Here is a 20266-nt window from a genome sequence, read left to right as displayed (position 1 = left end):
GGTTCCGACCCACAAGTGCCGAGATGTTTGGTTTCCGCGTGGGGGGTACTCAAAGGTGCAGGCAGTCGGCGTACGCGGCTGCTGAGGTGCTGGACGGTTGGGAAAACAGCTCCCGGCGCCGTCCCTAGGTCCGGGTTTGCCGAGTCCGGGTGGGTGTCTGCGCCGAGGGCACCCGCCCGGTGCCCCCGATGCTTCGCAGGCCGCTGACCGGCTCCCTCGGCGGCAGGGCCTCGGCCGCGCCGTGGGGACCTGCGCCGCCGCACACCACGACTGCCTGAGCACCCCCGCGCCCGGCGGCACGCTGCCGGACGCCGGCGGTCAGACACCGCCACCGGGTCCCGACCTCGCCCCGCCGTGCGGCGAGTCGTCCGGTCGGGTACCGCAGGGGGCGTCTGGAAGGTCGATCGACGACGGGTCAAGGGCGGACGGTGGATCTTGGCCGCGGACCCGTCCACCAAGGGCTTCGCCGTTCCGCGGCTCCGCCCCACGCGACCCGCGCCCTCAGGTCGCAAGAGGCTCGGAACGCCGCGGGTCAGCTGCGGGGGAGCGCGCCCAGGAGGGTCGTCGTCAGGGCCAGTTTCAGGGAGTCCTTCAACTCCAGGTGGAAGCGTGCGAGGTCGGGCTCGGCCCGGTAGGCCGCTTGCAGGCTGGCCGGGGGAGTGCTGTACGCCGACAGCGCGCCGGCCAGGACCATGGTCTGCAGGCTGAACATCGTCGCGTTCTCGCCCAGCTCCGGCAGGTACGTCAGGAGCAGTGAGGTCATGGTTGCCAGGCGGTCCAGAGAGGCGCGCTTGTACCGTGCGACGACCTCGACGGAGACGTTGTGTTCCAGGACGCTGCCCTGAGCGCCGAAGAGGTCGCACAGTACCGCTCGGCCGGAGAGTGAGCGGCTGAGGATCTCGGCCACCGCCACCGCTCGCTCGGCCATGGGCAGGTTTTCGTCGACGTCGGCGGTCAGCTCTCCTGCCAGTTCCGTCAGCCACTCCTGCAGGAAGCGGTCCAGCAGTTCCAGCAGCACCGCCTCGCGGGACTCGAAGTAGCGCAGCACGTTCGGCTTCGCCAGGCCCACCCGGCGGCTGAGTTCGTTCAGGGTGACCGAGGCCACCGGCATCTCGTCCAGCATCGCCGATGTCATGTCGAGGATCGCCCGTCGCCGGATCTCCCGCTGCTCTTCGGTGCGCGCCCGCTGGAAAGTCACGGTCACCAGCCTAACTTAAGTACCCCCGGTACGTTGACAACGTACCGAGAGTACTTTAGCTTCGTGGAAACAAGATACCTTCGGTACTTAACCAGGTGGGAGTCCGGCATGGGCGAGAAGTGGACGACGGCGTACATCCCGGACCAGCGCGGGCGGGTGGCCGTGGTGACCGGGGCCAATACCGGCCTGGGCTACGAGACCGCCAAGGCGTTGGCCGGGCGCGGCGCCTCCGTGGTGCTCGCCGTGCGCGATGTCGGGAAGGGCGAGCGAGCCGCAGCGCGCATGACCGGTGACGTGACCGTCCAGGAGCTGGACCTGACCTCCCTCGACTCCGTCCGGGCCGCGGCGGCGTCGCTGCGGTCGCGGCTCGACCGGATCGACCTGCTGATCAACAACGCGGGCGTGATGTACACCCCGAAGCAGACCACCCGCGACGGCTTCGAGATGCAGTTCGGCACCAACCACCTCGGTCACTTCGCGCTCACCGGGCTGCTGCTGGAGCTGATGCTGCCGGTGTCCGGCTCGCGCGTGGTGACGGTCAGCAGCACCGGCCACCGCATCCGGGCCGCGATCCACTTCGACGACTTGCAGGGGGAGCGGTCCTACGGCCGGGTCGCCGCCTATGGTCAGTCCAAGCTGGCCAACCTCATGTTCACGTACGAGCTGCAGCGTCGGCTTGCCACGTACGGCACCACCGTCGCGGTGGCCGCACACCCCGGCATGTCCAGCACCGAACTCGCCCGCAACAGCCCCGCGGCCCTCCGCCTTCCGCTCACCCGGCTCGCGCCGCTGATCACCCAGACGCCGGCGATGGGCGCGCTGCCGACCCTGCGCGCCGCCACCGACGCCGCCGTGCTCGGCGGCCAGTACTACGGCCCCGGCGGACGCAACGAGATCATGGGCCACCCCCGGCTGGTGACCTCCAGCCCGCAGTCGTACGACGCAGCCGTCCAGCAGCGGCTGTGGGCCGTCTCCGAAGACCTCACCGGGGTGAGGTTCCCCACCGCCGGCTCCCAGCGGAAGCCGCTTCCCTCCGGATCGGCCGCCACCCAGTAGCCCGCGCTGGTGACAGGCGCTGACCCCTCCCGGCCTGGGCCGAAGAACAGTGCGTCCGCCCTTGAGCGAGCCTTGCCCCTGCCCCGCCCACCGCCCGCGAGCGCGAGGCCACAGCCGAGCGAGACAGGGGTGGTCGCGTCCGAGCCAGGGTTTGCCCTGCCGGATCGGCCGCCTTCCTCGTCCGCTCCCGCACGGGGTGCGAGGCGGCCTCACCGGGCAGGCGGCCGGCCCTGTCCCGGACCGGCTAGGGTGGCCACTCATGGTGACTGAACGATTTCGTAAGGTGATGACGCCGGTGGGGGCGGGTCCGGTGGTTCCGACCCCCGCCGACCTCGCTCTGCTGGACCGGCTCATGAACGTCGGCGACCCGGACTCCGACGCGGTGGTCGGTGACCTGTTCGCGCACGGGCAGGTCGAGCGCGTCAACGAGCTCCTGCACGACTGGAAGGTCAACGGACAACCTCTGCCGGACGGCCTGCCGGACAAGGTCGTCTCCTTCCTGACCGCGGGTCTGGTGGTGCCGGCCTGGGCGGACCGGGCCGCTGTCAGCCGCGCCCAGCGGTTCGAGCGGGAACACGCCATCGAGGAAGGCATCACCGCGGCCCTGCACACCACCATCGGCCGGGTCCGTATGCCGATGGAGATGAGCGCCATCGACCGCGCCGTCGACCTGAACGACGCCGAACTGTTCGCAGGCAAAGCAGCACAGCTCCTGGTCGGCTTCTACCAGGCCGAACCGTTCGGGCCTTCGAGCAACCTGCTCGTCGACCTCCTCAAGACGCGGATGATGCACTCGGCCGTCCGGCACCTGCTCCAGGCCGACCACTGGGACCAGGGCCGGTGGGGGACACCGATCAACCAGATCACGTTCCTGCAGAACTGGACGATGTTCACCAACGCCGCCTACGACACCCTGCCCAAATTCGGGACCACGATGACGCCCCAGGAACAGGCCGACCACCTGCACCTGTGGCGCGTCTACGGAGCGATGCTGGGCATGCCGCTCGACATCCTGCCGACCACCGTCGCGGACTCGCTCCACATCGCCGCGGTCCTCAAGCAGCACCTGAGCGAGGACTCCGCCAAAGCCGACGCCCAGTCCCAGCAGGCCATCGACGCCGTGGCCAAAATCGTCTCCGGACCGGCGGCGCCGGCGGCCCGGCCCTTCGTCACCGCCTTCGTCCGCTACGTCATCGGCGATGAGGAAGCGGACCACATCCACCTGGCCCGGGACCCCTTCCTGGACTCGTCCGTCAAAGTCGCGGTCCCGGCAGCCTTCACCACCATCAACACCGTCGGAGCCTCCGGCCTGCCCAGGGGCGGATTCAACGACATCCTCTTCACCCTCGTCCAACGCTGGCTCGAACGCGAGCACGGCGATGTCGACCTGCCCATGAACACCCGCCTGATCCCGGCACCCAGCACCGGACACCCCGCGACGCAGGCACCGGCACGCACCTGACGACACCTCTCGCCCAGACCCTCCAGCCCCGCCCCCGCCTCCGCGGGGAACGTCGCTGAACGGGCGCCGAGACCAACGGGCCGTCCGCTACCCCGCCACCATCGGCGGCGGGGTACCGGACGCGAGCGGGACATCGACCCACGCCGCGCCGGCCCTTCCCGTACGTGCCCAGCCACCGCCGCCGCCACGGCCGTGACGGACCGAGGCCGCCCTCCGCAGCGCTCGTGCAGTAGCCGGCTTCGGCACCACCCCGGACCCCGGTGGAGCAGCCACTCCATGCCCCGGGGCCCGGCACGGGGCCGCGCAATCCCTCGACCGCACGGCCCGGTCCCACGTCGCGGCCCGCCCCGGCACTGCGAGGTCCTCCACCACCCTGCGGGCCGGCCGCGCCTTCCGCGAGCGGTACCCCGACGCGCAGGCCGTGCACGCTTTCCCTCCCTGCTTCGGCGACTACGTCCCCCGGTCGGCGGACGTGGTCAGCCGTACACCGGGCGGTCTTTCCGTCGAGGCGATCGAGGAGGCCGCCGACCTCGCCGACGCCGTCGGACCGCACCCCCGCCCGCGCGGCGCATGCTCCCGGAGGAGGACGAGTTCCCGCCGGGGGCCGGTCACCGAGGCGCGCAGGCGCGCTTCGTCCCCGGGCCCCGCCGGCCGGCGCACCGCCCGGCCGCGTCAGCGGGTGACACCCAACGCCGGCAGCACCGTCTCCGCGACCCGGTACGCTTCCTCCAGGAGCGGGTTGCCGGAGAGAATGAAGGTGTCGACACCCAGGCCCTCGAACTCCCTGAGCCTTTCGACGACCTGCGCGGTCGAGCCCACCACCGCGGTGCCGGGCCCCGGCCGGAACAGGCTCATGCCCGGCCACATGTTGGGATGGACCTCCAGCTCACGGGCGTGCGCGGGAACCTTCCCGCCGTGCTGGCGGAACTGCCGCTGCCAGCCCACACCTTCCTCGCCCGCCCGGTCGCCGAGCTGGCGGGCGTACGTCGCGTCGCTGGTGACGTCGAGCAGTCGGTCGGCGGCCGCCCACGCCTCTTCCTCCGTGTCCCGGACGATCAGATGCAGCCGCAGTCCGATCCTGAGCGTGCGGCCGTACGCGGCGGCCCTCGCCCGGACCTTCTCCAGCTTCTCCTTCAGCAGGTGCGGCGGCTCACCCCAGGTCAGGAAGACGTCGACGTGCTCGGCCGCCATCTCGATGCCGGCGTCGGACGAGCCGCCGAACCAGAGCGGGATGTGCCCGTCCTGGACCGGCTTCAGCTCCCGGAAGGAAGCTCCGGCGTTCTTCAGGTCGTAGAAGCGGCCCTTGTGGTCGAAGACCTCGCCGGCCGTCAGGCGCTTCACGATCGACCAGTACTCCGCGCTCAGCTCGTACCGCTCGTCGTGCTCCACGTGGAGTCCGTACTCCTGGAGCGACTTCGTCGAACCGTTGACCACGTTGAAGCGCAGCCGGCCACCGAAGAGCGTGTCGAAACTGAGCGCCATCTTGGCGAGCAGCGTCGGCGAGACGAGCCCGGGGTGGACGGCGAGCAGCGGCTTGAACCGAGTGCTCGTCGATGCGGCGAGCGCGCTGCCCAGCGGCCAGACGTCGTACAGGTCGGTGGCGAGGAGCGCGCCGCTGTAGCCGAGCCGCTCCACCGTCCCGGCCAGCTGGCCCAGGTAGCCGAGGTCGACCGGGCGTCTGCCCGCGGGCTCCCAGGGGTAGGCGCCTTCGCGCGGAATGATGTACCAGAGGACTTCGGTCGCCATGTCGTCATACCGCCTTGCCGACCGCGGCACGGGCACGGGCGTGGGCCACGGTGATCGGGCGGTCGATGAATCCGGTCCGGTGGAAGATGTCGGCGGCCTCCTGCTGCTCGGCGATGAACGCGTCGGTGACGGGCTCGATCGCCCAGGGCAGGGAGGCAAGCGCGGTCTCCCAGTCGTCCGCCGATCCGCCGAGGTCGGCGGCCGCGATCCCGGCCGCCTGCCGGGGGTGGGCCGCCGCCCACTCGTCGGCGCGCTTCAGCGCCCGGGTCAGGGCCTCGATCGCTTCGGGCCGGGATTCGGCGAGGTCGCGGCGGGTGAAGAAGACGGAACGGTCGCTGATGACGTCGCCGGTACGGACCAGGGTCCGTACCCCGCCGGTGCGCCGCGCGGCGGCCAGCTCGGCCCCCTGGGCGATCCAGGCGGCGATCTCGCCGGTGCGCAGCAGGTGCTCGCTGCCGGCGTCGCTGCGGACGGCGGTGATGTCGTCGGCGTAGGACAGCCCGGCGTCGTCCAGGGCCTTGGCGATCAGATGGGTCTGCCAGGAGCCGATCGCCAGGTGGACGGTCGAGCCCTTGAGGTCGGCGACGGTCCGCATGGGGCTGTCCTCGGCGACGAGGAGCGCGCCGTGTCCGGGGCGTGGTGCGGAGACGGCCGTGTAGACGATGTCGTGCCCGGTGGCCTGCGCGGTGACGGGCGGGGTGGACCCGGTACCGCCGAAGTCGATGACGCCCTGGGTCAGGAGCTCTCCGGTGCGTACGCCGTTGGTGTACGGGTGGAAGACGACGCTCTCGCCCAGCGGGTCCAACTCCTGCTGGGCGAAGCCGAGCCGGGAGAGGTGGTACAGGTAGTAGAGGGACGGGTTGCTGCTGTGGACACCGATGGTGATGGTCATTCAGGTCACTCCGGCTTCGGTTCGGGCGGGGGAAGGAAGGGAAGGTGCGGGGGCCTCGACGCCGAGGTCGGCGAGAAGGCGTCGGCGCAGGGCCGCGAAGGCGGGATCGCCGGGGTCGCGTGGCCGGCCGATCCCGACCTTCTCGTCGGTGACGAGCCGGCCGTCACGCAGGACCGCGACCCGGTCGGCCAGCCGTACGGCCTCGTCGACGTCGTGGGTGACCAGGAGGACGGCGGGCCGGTGCCTGAGGCACAGCTCACCGACGAGCGCCTGCATCTTCAGCCGGGTCAGTGCGTCGAGCGCGGCGAACGGCTCGTCCAGCAGCAGGAGTTCGGGTTGACGGACCAGGGCGCGGGCAAGTGCGACGCGCTGGGCCTCTCCGCCGGAGAGGGTGGTCGGCCAGGCCCCGGCGTGGCGTTCCAGGCCGACTTCGGCCAGCGCTCCGAGCCCGTCCGCGGAGCGGCTGCGCGGCAGCCCGACCGTCACGTTGGCGAGAACCTTCTTCGACGGGACGAGGCGGGGTTCCTGGAAGACGATGGTGCGCGCCTCGGGAACGAGTACCTCTCCCTCGTCGGCGGCGTCGAGGGCTCCGAGGATCCGCAGCAAAGTCGTCTTCCCGCTGCCGCTGGCCCCGAGCAGTGCGACGAACTCTCCCCGGGCGATGTCGAGTCGGAGATCGTCCAGCACAGCCCTGGTGCCGAAGACGCGGCGCAGCCCTCGTACCCGTACGGCGGGAGCGGATGTCGAATCGGTCATCGGGTGGCTCCCTGAGGAGTGCGCCACGGCATCAGCAGGCGTTCCAGCAGCCGGACGACGATGTCGGCGGTCAGTCCGAGGAGTCCGTAGACGAGGATGCAGACTGCCAGGACGTCGGTGCGGGCGTAGCTCTGCGCCTGGGACATCAGATAGCCGATGCCGGCGGTGGCGTTGATCTCCTCGGCTGCGATCAGCGCGATGACGCTGAGCGTCATCGACAGGCGCAGCCCGGCGAGCAGGGACGGCAGGGCGCCGGGCAGCACGACTTCGCGTACGAGGGCGAGCCGTCCCAGGCCGAAGCTCCGCATGGCCTCGATGAGTTTCGGGTCGGTGTTGCGGACTCCGCTCGATGTGGACACGTACATCGGGAAGGTGGTGGCGACGGCGATGAGGAGGACCTTCGCCGTCTCGTTGATCCCGAACCAGACCATGAACAGTGGTACCAGCGAGAGGAAGGGGATGGTGCGCAGGGTCTGGAGCGAGGAGTCGAGGAGTTCGTCGCCGAGGCGGGTGAACCCGGTGGTGATGCCGAGGGTCAGTCCGGCGGCCAGTCCGATCAGAAGGCCGAGTCCGGAGCGGGTGAGCGAGATGGTGAGGGCGTCGGGCAGCTGCCCGTTGCCCCACAGCTCACCGACGGCCCGGACCACTGCGCCGGGCGATGCCAGCACGTCGGGCGTGAGGAGTCCGGTGGCGGACGCCACCCACCACAGGGCCAGCAGCAGGACCGGGCCGACGGTGCGGACGGCGAGCGCGTAGCCCCGACCGCGGGCTCTGCGGAGCTGGGGGCGCGGCCGGACGAGGCCGGTGTGCGGGGCCGCGGGCTCGCCGGAGTCGGCTTCCCGGCGGACGAGTCCGGGGGAAGCGGCGGCGGTGTCGCTCACTTCAGCTCCCCGACGTCGAGCAGGTGGGGGGCGACATCGACCTGGGTCCTGGTGACCTTCTGCTCGGCGTAGAACGCGGCGACGGCCCTGAAGCGCTCGATGTCCTCAGGGCCGATGGGGTCGATGGTGCCGCCCTGTGCCAGGAACCGCGTCTGGACCTCCTTGGCCTTCCCCGTCACGGCGGTCGGGCCGGCGTCCGTGAAGACGTTGAGGTAGGCGGCCGGGTTCCGCTTCTCCTTGGCGCTGGCCTCGTGGAGGTACTGGTAGAGGGCCTTCAAGACCTTCGGGTGCTGCTCGGCGAACTCTGTCCGTACGGCATTGAGGCTGTAGTTGTCGGAGCCGAGCGCCGCACCGTCGGCGACGAAGTGCGCCTTGCCGCTGCCGATCTCCGCGACGGCGTAGGTGGCCCAGACGGCCCAGGCATCGACCTTGCCGGCGTTGAAGACCGCCGCGGTCTGGTCCGGCCGCAGATAGACCCTGGTGACCTCGTCCGCCGGGATGCCGGCCTTGGCGAGAGCCTTGAGCAGCAGGTACTCACCCGTGCCGCCCTGGTTCACGGCCACTTTCTTTCCGGCCAGGTCGGCCACCGAGGTGATGTCCGAGCCGTTCCGGACGAGGATGCCCTCTCCCGCGGCGTCCGGGTCGACGGCGGTGAAGAACTTGAAGCCGGGGCGTTGGGCGAGCGAGGTGATGCCGGAGGTGATGGATCCGGTGGCGATGTCCAGCTGGTCCGCGTTCATCGCCTGGGCGGCCGGGGCGAACGGGCCGGCGCTGCCGGTCCATTCGACCTTGGCGCCCGCCTTCGACAGGGCCTTGTCGAGGCTGCCGTCTTTCTTGCCGAGGGCGAGCACGCCGGAGTTGCCGGGGTCGGGGATGCGGACGGTCACGGTGGCCTTGCTGCCGGAGCCCTTCGCCGCGTCGTCGGCCTCGGAGGCACCGCAGGCGGTGAGAGCGACGAGCGCGGAGACGGTGAGGAGTGCCGGAACGGCTGTCGTACGCAGTGGCCGGGGGAGGTTCACGATGAAGGTTCCTCTGGACTCAGGGGGCGGAGGTTCGGTGGCCCAGTGCGGCTGCGCGGCGCAGCGGCCCGGGGTCGGCCCAGGCCGCCACGTCGACGGGCTCGGGCAGGAAGCCATGGGCACGCAGCCCGGCTTCCTGTGCGGCGAGCAGGCCGAGACGTTCGGCGGACAGGTCGGGGTGGAGGGTCAGATGGGTGCCGGGCCGGTAGGCACCGGCGACTCCGTCGGCCCCCGCCCCGGTCTCGGCGCCGAGGATGCGGGCGACCTCGTCGGGCTGTCCGGCGGCCCAGTCGGCTGCTCTCAGCAAGACGGCGAGGAAACGGTCGACGAGGCCGGGGTGGTCGTCGAGGAGTTGCTGATGGACGGTGATGGGGCGCGGCGTGCCGTTGTTGACGCGGAAGCGGCGGTCGGGCAGTCCGTCGAGGTCGACGGCTACTTCGGCACCGGCACGGCGGGCCGCCTCGACGGCGAGCGCGCCCTTCACGTACACGGCGTCGACGTCACCGCGCCGCAGCGCGGCGAGTTCGGCCGCCCACTGGCCCCGGTGCCCGTCGGCGGCCACGTCCACGAGCGAGGTGTCCTCGAGCGCGAGTCCGGCGGAGGCGAGCGCCCCCTCGAAGCCGCGCAGGGCCATGGCACGCCAGAAATCGATGGCGATGTCGTGCTGGGGCAGGGCGAGCCGCAGCCCGCGCAGGAGGCCGGCGCCCCGGATGCCGGAGCCGGGTGCGACCAGGATGGCCTGCCGTTCCTCGATCCAGGTGAGTCCGATCAGCCGGGTGCGTTCGCCCCGCGAACGGGCCCACAGGGCGGGGACGTTGCCGCCTTCTCTGAAAAGGCCGGGTAGGGCGTGGGTGTAGTGCGCGGCGCGGTCGGCCTCGGGGGAGGCGTCCTGCAGGGAACGCACGGAGATGCCGTCAGCGGCGAACTCGTCGGTGAACCACTGCCGGTCGGCGGCGATGCCGGTGGCGGTGGGTACGGGACAGCGGGTGAACCAGAGGGTCCGGGGCAGGACGGCAGGCGTCATGAGGTCTTTCCGGGGATCGACGAAGCAGGGGGAGCCGGCGGCGCGGCACGTACGTCCCGGTCCGGGCAGCTCGTACGGAAGGGGCCCGCGGCGCGTCGGACCGACGCGCCGGGTGCGAAAAGGAGCGGGGAGGGGAACTGCGCAGAGGGTCAGCGACAGGCGGCGCTGGACACGCGGGCCAGGTCGATGTGACGGCGCAGCGTGAGGGCGAGCGGGACCGGAGCGGCGTGGGCGGGAGTCGCGGTTCGGCGGCCGGCCATGGCACTGCTCCCCTCAGCTCGTCGGTTCAGCTCGTCGGTGATGACGGCGGCAGCCTGCCACGGAGCCGTGCCCGCCCACAACTCGCTTCCCATGATGTGGGATCACGTATGAACGCACTGTTTCACCAGGCACTTGTGACCGAGGGGGCCTCCCACAGTGTGGAAACATCGAAGTCCGCATCCGACAGCGGGAGTGAACCCACATGACCGACGCCGCAGCACGCGCTCCCGGCGGGGCCCAGGCGGTACAGCGCGCACTGGACGTCCTGCACTGTTTCCACGACAACGGCCCCGACCTGAGCGCCTCCGACCTCGCCCGCCGCCTGAGCCTGTCCGTCTCCACGGCCCACCGGCTTGCCCGCACCCTGCTCGGCGCCGAGTTCCTGGAGCAGGACGCCCGGACGTCCCGCTACCGGCTCGGGCCCGCCGTGACCGAACTGGGCCGGCTCTCCTACCATCAGCGCGGCCTGCATCTGGCGGCCCCCGAGCTGGCCGATCTCGCCGACCGCACGGGCGCCACCGCCGACCTCGCCCTGCGCAGCGGACCGTACGCGGTGATCGTCGCGGGCGGTTCGGTGACCCCCAAGGTGGGACTGCGGCGGCCGCTGCACTCCACCGCACTGGGGAAGGTGCTGCTGGCCTGGGCGACGCCCGGCGAGGGCGGGCCCTCCTCGTTGCCCCTGTTGCCCGCGTTCACCGACCGCACGATCGTCGAACCGGCGGCCCTGGACGCGGAGCTGGCACGGGTGCGGTCCGCCGGCTACGCCGTCAACGACGGCGAGTCGGCCCACGGGGTACGGACACTGGCGGTGCCGGTGCTGGACGGCGCCGGGCACGCCCGTTTCGCCCTGGCGGTACGGGGCACGCCGTCCGTCATCACCGAGGCCCGCACCGACGGATTCCTGGCCCAGGCGCGTTCCTGCGCACGGGCTCTGGAGGTGCTCCTGCTGTCACCGGGGGAGCGGCGGCCACCCGGCCCCTGAGTCTTCCCCCGGAACCGGTTCGGTGGGGGAGCCGGGCCCTCACCCGGACGTTCGATCCCGTCGCCGCCTGCGATCGTCACCAGTCGGCGGCGCGCGACGACCGCGATGGTTTGCCGGACGTCTCGGGACTGGTGCAGCACTCGTCCGGCCGGCACGAGTGGGCTGTTACCGAGCGGTATAGCCGCCGTCGACGGGCAGGGCGATGCCGGTGACGTAGCCGGCGCCAGGGCTGGAGAGCCACAGGACGGCCTGGGCGATCTCGTCGGCGGTCCCGAGACGGTTGATGGCCTGGCCGGCTTCGGCCTGGGTGCGGTCGAGTTCGCCGCCTTCGACCATGGCGTCGACCATGGGGGTGGCGATGGTGCCGGGGCAGACGGCGTTGATGCGGACGCCGCGGGAGCCGTATTCGAGGGCGGCGCTCTTGGTCAGGCCGATCACGCCGTGCTTGGTGGCGTGGTAGGCGGCGCGGCCGGGGTTGCCGACGAGACCGCCGAGGGAAGAGCAGTTGACGATGGCGCCGCTGCCCTGGCCGCGCATGTGGCGCAGTTCGTGCTTCATGGCCGCCCAGATGCCGCGCAGGTTGACGTTCTGGACGCGGTCGAACTGTTCGGCGCTCTCGTCGGCGGCGTCGGTGGGCGGGGGCATGATCCCGGCGTTGTTGTAGGCCATGTCGAGGCGGCCGAAGGTCTCCACGGTGCGGTCGACGGCGGCGGCGACCTGGTCCTCGTCAGTGACGTCGCAGACCAGGGCGAGGGCCCGGTGCCCGGCGTCGGTGAGTTCCTTCACCGCGGCCTCGACAGCCGTCTCGTCGATGTCGGCGAGGCCGACGGCAGCGCCGGCTTCGGCGAAGGCGCGGGCGGTGGCCAGGCCCATGCCGGAGGAGGCGCCGGTGACGAAGGCGACCTGGCCGGTGAAGTCATAGACGGGGTTCATGGAGATGTCTCCTCGGACAGGGTTTCGGCGGGGGTTTCGGACGGGGATGCCGGAGGGTTCAGGTGGTCTGGCCGCCGTCGACGACGAGGGCGGTGCCGGTGGTGAAGGCGGCGTCGGCGCAGCACAGCCAGAGCACGGCGGAGGCGATCTCCTCGGGCGTGCCGAGGCGGCCGACGGGTTCGTCGGCGACAAGTCCTTCGCGGCCCCCGGGGCGGGTGTCGCCGAAGCGGCGGATCATCTCGGTGTCGATGATCCCGGGGCTTTTGACCCCGGCGCCGGAGGAGACGTTGACGATCGCGCCGCCGCCGTCCTGCTTCAGCATCTGGCGGATCTGGGCGCGGGTGCACAGGAACGCTCCGGTGAGGCTGACGCCGAGGACGCGGTCCCCGTCGTTCCTCGTGGTGTCGGCGGCCGACTGGACGGGCTGCTCGACGCCGGCGTTGTTGAAGGCGGCATCCAGGGTTCCGAAGCGCTCGACAGTCTGGTCGACTGCGGCTCGGACGTCGTTCTCGCTGGTGACGTCGCAGGTGAGGGCGAGGGTTTCGCCGCCGTCTGCCTCGATGAGGCGGGCGGTTTCGTGCAGGCCGCCACGGGACAGGTCGGCGAGGGCGACCCGTGCGCCTGCGCGGGCGAAAGCGAGGGCGGTGGCCCCTCCGATGCCCCCGCCGGCGCCGGTGACGAAGGCGGCCTTGCCGTGGAAGCCGTAGGTGACGCGCACGTCTGTTCTCCCTTCGGGAAGGCGGGTCGCAGACGGGGGACCCCAAGGCGGGTCGGTGCCGCCGGGGGCACCGGCGCGCCGGTATCGGCGGGGAGGCGGCACGGGTCAGGGGGCGGCTTCGACGGTGACGCTGGTCGCCCGGCCGAGCTGAAGCCGCGCGCCCGGATGCCCTCACCGTCGAGTTCGCCCGCCAGGGCGTCGAGGTGATCGGCGTTGCGGGACAGGAGAGCGACGTGGTGGCCGACGGCACCGGACCGGCGGGCGGCCGGCCCCCGTCCAGGGCCCGCGCCGACGGGAGCGAACGTGGTCACGGTGAGCCTCTCGAGTGACGGCGGTGCGGAGGCGGGGGCCGGGCGGACCGCCGTGTCAGCCGGTGGCCGGGGCGGCGGTGTACTCCTCGTCGGTCACCGGGTCCAGCCAGTGCACGACGGCGTGGTCCCCGTCGCCCTCGTTGATGGCCACGTGGACCATCAGCCGGTTCGGGGCGGCGCCGTGCCAGTGCTCCTCGTCGGCCTCGAACAGGACGCGGTCACCGGGCCGGATGACCTCCACCGGGCCGCCGCGGCGCTGGCACAGGCCGACGCCTTCGGTGACGAAGACGCTCTGCCCGAGCGGATGGCGGTGCCAGTGGGTGCGGGCGCCGGGCATGAAGTGCACCAGGGAGGCGGTGACGCGGGAAGGGGCAGGGGCCGCGGCGACCGGGTCGATGTAGACGTCACCGGTGAACCAGTCGGCCGGACCCTTGACGGTGTCGAGCGAGCTGCGGGTGATCTGCACGGTTGCTCCTTGTGCGGTCGGGAGGATCAGGGCGTGAGGAGGGTCTTGACGGCGCGGCGCTCGTCCATCGCCCTGTAGCCCTCGGCGACCCGCTCCAGGGGCAGGGTGAGGTCGAAGACCCTGCCCGGGTCGATCCGGCGGGCCAGGACGCGGTCGATGAGGTCGGGCAGGTAGCGGCGTACGGGGGCGGGGCCGCCGCGCAGGCCGACGTGGGAGAAGAACAGCTCCTGCCCGTCGACGGCGACCTCGTGGGGGACACCGACGAAGCCGACATTGCCGCCGGGACGGGCGGAGCGCAGCGCCTGGCTCATGGCCTGGGCCGTGCCGACGCACTCCAGGACGCTGTCGGCGCCGATCCCGCCGGTCAGCTCCTTGATCTTCTCCACGCCCTCGTCGCCGCGCTCGGTGACGATGTCGGTGGCGCCGAACTCCCGGGCGAGCTTCTGCCGCGACTCGTGCCGCGACATGGCGATGATCCGCTCCGCGCCCCTCTCCTTCGCCGCGATCACCCCGCACAGGCCCACCGCGCCGTCGCCGACGACCACGGCGGTCGAGCCGGGCCCCACCTCGGCGGCGTCCGCGGCCCACCAGCCGGTGCCCATCACATCGGAGACGGCCAGCAGACCGGGCCACAGCTCCTCGCCGGGCACCTCGCCGGTGGCCACCAGGGTGCCCTGGGCGTGGGGGATACGCACGTACTCGGCCTGGCAGGTCGACATGAACTCGCGGTGCGAGCAGTGCGACTGGAAACCGTTCGTGCAGTTCGCACAGGTGTTGTCGGACGTGGCGAACGAGCCGACGACGAACTGCCCCGGCTTCACCGCGGTGACCTCGGAGCCGACCTCCTCGACGAAGCCGACGTACTCGTGGCCCATCGGGTGCGGGTCGCCGATCGGCTCGGCGCCGCGGTAGGGCCACAGGTCAGAGCCGCACACGCAGGTGACGGCCGTGCGGATGATCGCGTCGGTGGGGTGAAGCAGCTTCGGGTCGTCCAGAGACTCGAAGCGGACGTCACCGGGGGCGTGGATGACTGCGCCGCGCATGGATGAGCTTCCTTTCGCGTGCCGGGGCGGGCGGTCCCGGATGCCGGGGTCGTCGCCGAATGCAGGGACAGGTGCACGATCCCGTCGTGGTGACCGGGCGAAAAGCACCACGTCATCCAGGTAACCCGCTCTTTCCGCGGGGAGCGAGACACCATCAAGGGGTGTACCGCCAGTACATCCCCAGGGGCGCAGGCGGCACGTACCGTCGAAGGAGTGGACAACCAAGCAGAAGTCCGCGAGTTCCTGACCTCGCGGCGAGCCAAGATCACCCCCGAGCAGGCCGGCCTGCCCCCCGGGAGCCGCCGACGGGTACCGGGCCTGCGCCGCAGCGAGGTCGCCGCGCTCGCCGACGTGAGCGTGGAGTACTACGCCAAGCTGGAGCGCGGCAGCCTCGCCGGCGTCTCCCCGGCCGTCCTCGAAGCCGTCGCCCGTGCGCTCCAGCTCGACGACGCCGAGCGCGCTCACCTGCTGAACCTCGCTCACGCCGCCGACGGCTCCGACGCCCTCATCCGCCCCCGGCGCCGCACCGCGCAGTGGAAGGCGCACCGGAGCCTGCAGTGGGTCCTGGACGCCGTCACCGCCGGTCCCGCCTTCGTGCGCAACGGCCGCATGGACCTGCTCGCTACCAATGAGCTCGCCCGCGCCTTCTACGCCGACGTCTACGCCTCGGCCGGCAACCAGGCGAACCTGGCCCGCTTCCAGTTCCTCGATCCCGCCTCGCGCCGTTTCCACCCCGACTGGGAGCAGGCCGCTGACATGGCCGTGGCCATCTTGCGCACCGAAGCCGGCCGCAGCCCCCACGACAAGGGCCTGCACGACCTCGTCGGTGAGCTGTCCACCCGCAGCGACGACTTCCGCACCCGCTGGGGTGCCCACAACGTCCGCCACCACGGCACCGGCACCAAGCGTTTCCACCACCGCACCGCAGGCGACCTCACCCTCGCCTACGAGGGCCTGGAGATGGCCGCCGCCCCGGGTCTCACGCTCACCATCTACACCGCCGAACCCGGCTCATCCTCCGAAGAGGGCCTAGGCCTCCTCGCCTCCTGGGCAGCCACGTCCCAGCCCTTCACACCTCACTTCGGCGACTGACATCACGACTCCGCACAGCGCGCCGGCTGACCGGGGGCGCCGCGCGGAAAACGTGGTGAGGGCCTGTCCGCGGCCGGCGCTCCGAGGTCTGTCGTCGGCGGGACGGACCACAGACGCCGCCGCGCCCTGCCCGGCCCCGTTCCGCCGGACGGGGCGCGGCGGCCGGTCATCCGGCCTTCCGTACCCGGGAACTGTCCACGCCGACGATCCCGCCGTCCGCGTCGGTCGGTACGACCTCCGGCACGGGTGCGCCGTGCCGGTCGACGAGGATGGAGTGCGCTTCGCCCGGCGCGAAGGCGTGCCGTTCCCCCCACTGCCGGAGCGTGAGGACGGCGGGGAAGAGATCGTGGCCGGCCTCGGTCAGGACGTACTCCTGGCGTCGGCCCGACGCCGCGGTGGTCCGGGCGAGGAGCCCGTGCGCGACCAGCTTGCGAAGACGGTCGCTGAGGATGTTGCGCGCGATCCCGGTGCGCCGCTGGAACTCGGTGAACGAGCGCGCGCCGTCCATCGCGTCGCGGACGACCAGCAGGCTCCACTTGTCCCCGACCAGGTCCAGGGTGCGGGCGACGGGGCAGTCGGGATCGGTCCACTGGGGCCCGGGGGAGCACGCGGTGCTGCCTGGCATGACACCTCCCATTGAGTTGCGGATTGAAACCATCATGCCGTACTGTCGAATAGGTTGCAATTTGCTACTGAATGGGGTCTGTGATGACTGCGTGGCGGCGCTTGCTGCTCGCGATGGTGTGTGGGGTCGCCGTGGCGAGCATCTACGCCGCGCAGACGGTCCTGGACCCGATGGGCCACGACCTCGGAGTGGCGCCCGGGCTCACCGGCTGGATCGTCTCCACCGGCCAGTTCGGATACCTGGTGGGCCTCGTGCTGCTGGTGCCCCTCGGGGACGTGGCGGACCGGCGCCGGCTGATCGCCGTACACCTGGCCGTCACGGCGGCCGGCATGGTCCTGACGGCGTCGGCGACGGCCTCCTGGGTGGCGTTCGCCGGACTCGCCGCGGCCGGGATGTTCGCGGTGGTGGTACAGACCACGGTGGCCTACGCCGCGTCGGTGTCGTCGCCCGGAGAACGCGGACGCGACATCGGGGTGGTGACCTCGGGCGTGGTCGTCGGCATTCTGGGCGCGCGGGCCGTCACCGGCGCGCTCACCGAGCTGTGGGGCTGGCGCAGCGTCTACGTCGTCCTCGCGGTGCTGTCCCTGGGACTCGCGGCCCTCGTCCTCGCCGTCCTGCCGACGGAGGAACGGTCCGGCCGCCCCACGGGATACGTACGCGCCGTGACCTCGATCGGCGGGCTCTTCCGGCAACGGCTCTTCCTGTCCCGGGGGCTCATCGCCTTCTTCCTCTTCGCGTCCTTCGGGACGCTGTGGAGCGGGTTGTCCCTGCCGCTGTCGGACGCGCCCTGGCACCTGAGCGAGGGGCAGACCGGCCTCTTCGGCTTCGTCGGCCTCGCGGGCGCCCTGGGCGCGGCACGTGCGGGACGATGGGCGGATGCGGGGCGGGCGATGCCCGTCACCGGTCTCGCGCTGGGCCTGCTCATCCTCTCCTGGGCGGCGATCGGGCAATTGACGTGGACCCTGTGGATCCCGCTCGTCGGGATCGTGCTGCTGGACTTCGCCGTCCAGGCCGTGCACGTGAGCAACCAGCATCTCCTCACCACCGCCCACCCCGAGCGCGTCAGTGGCGTCATCGGCGGCTACATGGTCTTCTACTCGCTCGGTTCCGCCCTTGGCGCGGCCTCCACCACCGCGCTCTTCGCCGCCCACGGCTGGGCGGGGTCCAGCTTCCTCGGGGCCGGCCTCGCCGCGTGCGCGCTGGTCGTCTGGGCGGTCAACCGACGGCTTTCCGTCGACGGCGCGACCCCGTCCGGCGAGGGCACGGACGCCACCCCCGTCGGGGACGGGAAAGCCGTGGAGCGGGCCGGGCGCGCGGCCTCCACCCACTGACCCGTTCCACCGCCGGCGTGGCGCGCCTCCGTCCCGGGGCGCGCCACCGGCATGCGGTGGCCTCCGTCGGCGGCGCCACCCCGTGAAGGCCCTCCCACGCGAGGGGTGTTCGTGTACGACCGGGCGGCGACTCACCCACCTGACGGTTCATCGAGCGTTTTCAGAGTGGCCACCGATCGAGTGACGGCGACGGGGGTCGCCACGCACGAGGCGCCCGCGCCGCCGAGGGAGATGCCCGACCTCTCGACTCTTCAGCGCAGGTGCCTCGCCGGTTCCCTATCGGGCCGCACTCGACCTGCCTCATGCGCCGGTCGAGTGGGTCACCATGCTCATCGTCACCCGCGAGCCCGACCGCCGCTGCGAGCTCCCGCCGCGCAGGCACGCCGGTCGCTCCGGTGGACCTGCGCAAACGCGACACCCTGGCCCAACTCGCAGCGGCCTTCGGCATATCGGCCGGCACCGCTCACGCCCGCACCGGTGCGGTCATCGACCTTCAGGCCGACCGGGCGCCGGCCCCGCTGAAGGTCCTGCGCGAGACCGGTCCGGAGTACGTACTGCCCGACGGGACGCTCGCCGACCGCGACCGAGCGGGCGAGGGCCGGGCCGACTGCTCCTCCGACCACCGCCGCCACGGCGTGAACGTGCAGGTCGTGACCGACCCGGTCGGCGAGGTCGTGTGGATCTCTCCCGCCTTGCCCGACAGGTGCCAGACCCGACCTCGGCCCCCACCCGCAGAATCATCCGGATCTGCGAACGCCAGGGAGTCCCCGTCGGAGGCGAGGACGCTCGCCCGGAGGGTGCGTACGTGCTCGGGATGTCCGATCAGCTGACATAAACGTCAGGGCGATCAGAGCCTGCGGGGCGTACCGCCCTGAAGGGGCGATGATCGTTTCGATCAACTCGTCGATCGGGGTGTCGCGCGGCCGCGGGGTGCCGACCCGGGGCCGGCCCGGGGACGCGCTCACCGGCGTGGCCGAGCAGTCACGGTTTCCCGGTACCCGGAACGGTCATCGTGATCGGCCACCTGCCTGTGATGCCTGGGAGGTGCCAACATCCCTCCCCAGAAACGCCGTTGGGGGGAGAGAAAGGCGCCCGGACGCCTACCGGGCCGCAGCCCGGGCCACCACAATCTCGGTATGACGATCACGCCGGCCCCTCCGAGCGCACCGCCGACCCGCCGCACCCCCCTCGACCTCGCCCGCGGGATCCTCACGGGCGCGGTGATCGGGAGCTCGCTCGCCGCACTCGTCGTCGGCACTGTCCTCGAACGCGTTCCCCTGCTGGCCGGCGGCTTGGCCGTCCCCCTCGCCTACGGACTGCTGGTCCTCGCCGCTGGGGCGCCCGAGCGCGCACGCGAGGCGGCCATCGTCCCCCGTACCACGCTCGCCAAGATCGAGAGCCTGCGCGCCACCGGCGGGGAGACCAGCGACGTGCCCGTCCGCTTGGACCTCACCGTCGCCCCGGACGGCGGACCGGCGTACCGCGTCGAGTCCACCCAGTCCGTCAATCTCGTCGACCTGCCCGACTACGAACCAGGCGGCATCGTCGTCGTCCAGTACCCACCGCACCAGCCGTGGGCGGTGAAGCTGGTGAAGCGCCCCACACCGGAATGGGAGGACCGCGCGACCGCGGCCCGCATCGATTCAGCGCCCGGCCCCGCCCTGACCGACGAGCGGCCCCCGGACAGCACCGTCGGCGGCTACCTCACCCTCCTCGCCCTGCTGCTCGGCGCGGCCGGCGTGGTCTTCGTCTTCCGGGCCGACCTCTTCGGCACGGAAGACCCTGCCGACCGGCCCCCCTCGGCCGCTGCGCCCGCCGACCCCGGCACCTCGTCCACCACGATCGTCTCGGCCGCGTCCGGCACCGTCGCCCTCGGCCCCGGACAGTCCCTGTTTGACGAGGGCCGACTGCGTGTGGCGGTCGATTCGCTCACCAAGGGCGACGGCAGAAAGCGCCAGGCCCTCACCGTCGTCGTGCAGGACCACCTGCTCACCGTCGTCTTCACCGCGGCGGGCTCGCAGGTACCCGGCTTCGACCTGGACGCGCTGCCCTACCCGCGTATCCCCGCCCTCGTCCGGGAGGCCGGAGCCACTCTCGGCGTCCGCTCCCCGCAGACCTGGCAGCTCACCGCCGAGAGCCTGTCCGGCGTCCTCACCCTCAGAGTCGGGGTGGCCGGCGCCGACGGCGCCGCCTCGTTGGAGGCGGACGGCCACGGCGAGATCGTGCGGCGCGTCCCGGCGCGCTGACAGACGGACGGAACGGGCGCCCGGACGGAACGGGTGAGCCGGGCGGGGCAGGCTAAGGGCTGTCCCGCAATTCCTGGCGGGTGCGCGACGACAGCTACGGCACCTCGCCGCGTTGTCGGAACGTCCACATACATCCAGTATGCGGGCGCCCCTCCGCCTTGCGATGCACCGCATCTGACGCCGCGCACTGATCCACCACGAATTGCGGGACAGCCCTCAGGGAA

Annotated in this window: 19 protein-coding genes and 1 pseudogene; 7 read left to right on the top strand and 13 right to left on the bottom strand. The window is 71.9% G+C overall.

The features are described 5' to 3' along the window. Positions 1-532 precede the first annotated feature (532 nt). Positions 533-1198, bottom strand: coding sequence for a TetR/AcrR family transcriptional regulator (locus PZB77_RS00295; protein ID WP_275495855.1), 666 nt, complete (start codon positions 1196-1198; stop codon positions 533-535). 108 nt (positions 1199-1306) lie between these two features. Here PZB77_RS00295 and PZB77_RS00290 point away from each other — a divergent pair, with 108 nt between their 5' ends. Then, a complete protein-coding gene (locus PZB77_RS00290) occupies positions 1307-2254 on the top strand; it encodes an SDR family NAD(P)-dependent oxidoreductase (RefSeq protein WP_275490470.1) in 948 nt (315 codons plus the stop codon). A 259-nt stretch (positions 2255-2513) separates the two neighbouring features. Next, positions 2514-3716 carry an oxygenase MpaB family protein gene (locus PZB77_RS00285; protein WP_275490469.1) on the top strand — a complete coding sequence of 401 codons (1203 nt, stop codon included), beginning with the start codon at positions 2514-2516 and terminating at the stop codon, positions 3714-3716. Between the two features lie 672 nt (positions 3717-4388). Here the strand turns inward: PZB77_RS00285 and PZB77_RS00280 are convergent. The 7 genes from PZB77_RS00280 to PZB77_RS00250 all read right to left on the bottom strand — a co-directional run bounded on the left by PZB77_RS00280 (position 4389) and on the right by PZB77_RS00250 (position 10387). Continuing rightward, a complete protein-coding gene (locus tag PZB77_RS00280; RefSeq protein ID WP_275490468.1) occupies positions 4389-5462 on the bottom strand; it encodes an LLM class flavin-dependent oxidoreductase in 1074 nt (357 codons plus the stop codon). A gap of 4 nt (positions 5463-5466) precedes the next feature. Beyond that, entirely contained in the window at positions 5467-6354 is an 888-nt protein-coding gene (locus tag PZB77_RS00275) for an ABC transporter substrate-binding protein (protein ID WP_275490467.1), read from the bottom strand. Further along, the gene (locus PZB77_RS00270; RefSeq protein WP_275490466.1) at positions 6355-7110 is read right to left on the bottom strand and encodes an ABC transporter ATP-binding protein; all 756 of its coding nucleotides are present in this window, start codon (positions 7108-7110) and stop codon (positions 6355-6357) included. After that, entirely contained in the window at positions 7107-7991 is an 885-nt protein-coding gene (locus PZB77_RS00265) for an ABC transporter permease (protein ID WP_275490465.1), read from the bottom strand. The genes PZB77_RS00270 and PZB77_RS00265 overlap by 4 nt, the downstream gene beginning before the upstream one ends. After that, the gene (locus PZB77_RS00260) at positions 7988-9010 is read right to left on the bottom strand and encodes an NrtA/SsuA/CpmA family ABC transporter substrate-binding protein (RefSeq protein WP_275490464.1); all 1023 of its coding nucleotides are present in this window, start codon (positions 9008-9010) and stop codon (positions 7988-7990) included. The genes PZB77_RS00265 and PZB77_RS00260 overlap by 4 nt, the downstream gene beginning before the upstream one ends. A 19-nt stretch (positions 9011-9029) precedes the next feature. After that, positions 9030-10034, bottom strand: a complete 1005-nt coding sequence (locus PZB77_RS00255) for an ABC transporter substrate-binding protein (protein WP_275490463.1) — start codon at positions 10032-10034, stop codon at positions 9030-9032. A gap of 149 nt (positions 10035-10183) precedes the next feature. Beyond that, positions 10184-10387, bottom strand: a complete 204-nt coding sequence (locus PZB77_RS00250) for a putative leader peptide (RefSeq protein ID WP_275490462.1) — start codon at positions 10385-10387, stop codon at positions 10184-10186. 110 nt (positions 10388-10497) lie between these two features. Here PZB77_RS00250 and PZB77_RS00245 point away from each other — a divergent pair, with 110 nt between their 5' ends. Next, a complete protein-coding gene (locus PZB77_RS00245) occupies positions 10498-11277 on the top strand; it encodes an IclR family transcriptional regulator (RefSeq protein WP_275490461.1) in 780 nt (259 codons plus the stop codon). A 165-nt stretch (positions 11278-11442) separates the two neighbouring features. Here the strand turns inward: PZB77_RS00245 and PZB77_RS00240 are convergent, their stop codons facing one another. The 4 genes from PZB77_RS00240 to PZB77_RS00225 form a co-directional block, all read right to left on the bottom strand. Beyond that, positions 11443-12210 (bottom strand): glucose 1-dehydrogenase, encoded by a 768-nt coding sequence (locus PZB77_RS00240; protein WP_275490460.1) that lies wholly within the window; start codon positions 12208-12210, stop codon positions 11443-11445. Positions 12211-12268: 58 nt separating this feature from the next. After that, on the bottom strand, positions 12269-12928 hold the full coding sequence (locus PZB77_RS00235; RefSeq protein WP_275490459.1) for an SDR family oxidoreductase: 660 nt from the start codon (positions 12926-12928) through the stop codon (positions 12269-12271). A gap of 366 nt (positions 12929-13294) precedes the next feature. Continuing rightward, the gene (locus tag PZB77_RS00230; RefSeq protein ID WP_275490458.1) at positions 13295-13705 is read right to left on the bottom strand and encodes a cupin domain-containing protein; all 411 of its coding nucleotides are present in this window, start codon (positions 13703-13705) and stop codon (positions 13295-13297) included. A gap of 26 nt (positions 13706-13731) precedes the next feature. Next, the gene (locus tag PZB77_RS00225; RefSeq protein WP_275490457.1) at positions 13732-14748 is read right to left on the bottom strand and encodes a zinc-dependent alcohol dehydrogenase family protein; all 1017 of its coding nucleotides are present in this window, start codon (positions 14746-14748) and stop codon (positions 13732-13734) included. A gap of 213 nt (positions 14749-14961) precedes the next feature. Here PZB77_RS00225 and PZB77_RS00220 point away from each other — a divergent pair, with 213 nt between their 5' ends. After that, on the top strand, positions 14962-15840 hold the full coding sequence (locus tag PZB77_RS00220) for a helix-turn-helix transcriptional regulator (protein WP_275490456.1): 879 nt from the start codon (positions 14962-14964) through the stop codon (positions 15838-15840). A gap of 166 nt (positions 15841-16006) precedes the next feature. On the opposite strand, the gene PZB77_RS00215 is transcribed toward PZB77_RS00220, so the two are convergent. Beyond that, on the bottom strand, positions 16007-16465 hold the full coding sequence (locus tag PZB77_RS00215) for a helix-turn-helix domain-containing protein (protein ID WP_275490455.1): 459 nt from the start codon (positions 16463-16465) through the stop codon (positions 16007-16009). An 83-nt stretch (positions 16466-16548) separates the two neighbouring features. On the opposite strand from PZB77_RS00215, the gene PZB77_RS00210 reads away from it, so the two are divergent. The 3 genes and pseudogenes from PZB77_RS00210 to PZB77_RS00200 all read left to right on the top strand — a co-directional run bounded on the left by PZB77_RS00210 (position 16549) and on the right by PZB77_RS00200 (position 20042). After that, on the top strand, positions 16549-17796 hold the full coding sequence (locus PZB77_RS00210; protein ID WP_275490454.1) for an MFS transporter: 1248 nt from the start codon (positions 16549-16551) through the stop codon (positions 17794-17796). Positions 17797-18121: 325 nt separating this feature from the next. Further along, positions 18122-18568: pseudogene (locus tag PZB77_RS00205) on the top strand (transposase family protein); the annotation flags it as partial. A 364-nt stretch (positions 18569-18932) separates the two neighbouring features. Next, entirely contained in the window at positions 18933-20042 is a 1110-nt protein-coding gene (locus PZB77_RS00200) for a hypothetical protein (protein ID WP_275490453.1), read from the top strand. The last annotated feature ends 224 nt before the right edge of the window (positions 20043-20266 follow it).

Origin of the sequence: Streptomyces sp. AM 2-1-1, assembly GCF_029167645.1 — a bacterium.
Taxonomy (GTDB): domain Bacteria; phylum Actinomycetota; class Actinomycetes; order Streptomycetales; family Streptomycetaceae; genus Streptomyces.
The sequence above is the reverse complement of the archived record's forward strand: the minus strand, read 5'-3'. Positions and strand labels throughout refer to the sequence as shown.

Excerpts from the sequence above, each read along its gene's own strand:
- PZB77_RS00285 (WP_275490469.1), top strand. The coding sequence starts at position 2,514 with ATGGTGACTGAACGATTTCGTAAGGTGATGACGCCGGTGGGGGCGGGT.
- PZB77_RS00225 (WP_275490457.1), bottom strand. The coding sequence starts at position 14,748 with ATGCGCGGCGCAGTCATCCACGCCCCCGGTGACGTCCGCTTCGAGTCT.
- PZB77_RS00210 (WP_275490454.1), top strand. The coding sequence starts at position 16,549 with ATGACTGCGTGGCGGCGCTTGCTGCTCGCGATGGTGTGTGGGGTCGCC.
- PZB77_RS00290 (WP_275490470.1), top strand. The coding sequence starts at position 1,307 with ATGGGCGAGAAGTGGACGACGGCGTACATCCCGGACCAGCGCGGGCGG.
- PZB77_RS00250 (WP_275490462.1), bottom strand. The coding sequence starts at position 10,387 with ATGGGAAGCGAGTTGTGGGCGGGCACGGCTCCGTGGCAGGCTGCCGCC.
- PZB77_RS00255 (WP_275490463.1), bottom strand. The coding sequence starts at position 10,034 with ATGACGCCTGCCGTCCTGCCCCGGACCCTCTGGTTCACCCGCTGTCCC.
- PZB77_RS00275 (WP_275490467.1), bottom strand. The coding sequence starts at position 6,354 with ATGACCATCACCATCGGTGTCCACAGCAGCAACCCGTCCCTCTACTAC.
- PZB77_RS00240 (WP_275490460.1), bottom strand. The coding sequence starts at position 12,210 with ATGAACCCCGTCTATGACTTCACCGGCCAGGTCGCCTTCGTCACCGGC.
- PZB77_RS00280 (WP_275490468.1), bottom strand. The coding sequence starts at position 5,462 with ATGGCGACCGAAGTCCTCTGGTACATCATTCCGCGCGAAGGCGCCTAC.
- PZB77_RS00270 (WP_275490466.1), bottom strand. The coding sequence starts at position 7,110 with ATGACCGATTCGACATCCGCTCCCGCCGTACGGGTACGAGGGCTGCGC.
- PZB77_RS00245 (WP_275490461.1), top strand. The coding sequence starts at position 10,498 with ATGACCGACGCCGCAGCACGCGCTCCCGGCGGGGCCCAGGCGGTACAG.
- PZB77_RS00200 (WP_275490453.1), top strand. The coding sequence starts at position 18,933 with ATGACGATCACGCCGGCCCCTCCGAGCGCACCGCCGACCCGCCGCACC.
- PZB77_RS00215 (WP_275490455.1), bottom strand. The coding sequence starts at position 16,465 with ATGCCAGGCAGCACCGCGTGCTCCCCCGGGCCCCAGTGGACCGATCCC.